Origin of the sequence: Campylobacter sp. RM9333, assembly GCF_020137705.1 — a bacterium.
GTDB lineage: Bacteria > Campylobacterota > Campylobacteria > Campylobacterales > Campylobacteraceae > Campylobacter_E.
In genome coordinates this window covers 1-668 of the sequence record NZ_JACGAY010000058.1, presented here as the reverse complement: position 1 = coordinate 668, position 668 = coordinate 1, and the positions used below count along the sequence as shown (strand labels likewise).

The window sequence follows — 668 nt, the reverse complement described above, 5'->3', positions numbered from 1 at the left end:
TTTTGATTTAAAATATCTTGAAAGTGATAGCGATAATAATGGGGTGCTAAATAGTGATGAATTAATGAATACTTTAATTGATGTTTGTTATTTTGATGAGAATAAAGATGGGGTTTATGTCTTAAGCGAGATTGTTAAAAAAGACAAAATATTAGAAGAAGATATTAATGAATTTGGCGAAAAAAATATAAACACTATTTCAAAAATGATTAATAATAGAATATTTTTTGATAAAGATAAAGATGGAGAAATTTTAGTAAAAGAGCAATATATTGAAGATGAAAGCGAGTATTTTAAAAACTTAAATCAAGCAAAAGAAGAATTAAAAAATAAAAAAGAAAAAATAGAAGCCAATCCAAAGCTAAAAGAATACGCAATAAATGAAGAAAACAATCACATAAGAAAACTAAAGCAAGATATAAAATTATTTAAAAACTCAAATTCTTTAAAGATAAATGAAGATAAAGAAAAAGAATTAAAAGACAAAAATAATTTAGAAGAATTTTGCGAGTTTAGCATAAAGCTAATTGATGAGCTAAAGGCTTATAAATTACTAGATTTAAAAGCTTAATTAATTCTTTAAGTTAAAGGAGAAATAATGCTAAAAATAGATGGATTTTATGTAGATTTAAGCTCTTTTATAAATACAAGTGTTAGTAAAAAAGCTG

General features: G+C 22.6%; 1 protein-coding gene. It reads left to right on the top strand.

Features of this window, described 5'->3' with window-relative positions:
• A partial coding sequence (locus AVBRAN9333_RS09435) for a hypothetical protein (protein WP_336609912.1) occupies positions 1–571 on the top strand: 571 nt, incomplete at its 5' end.
• Positions 572–668 lie beyond the last annotated feature (97 nt).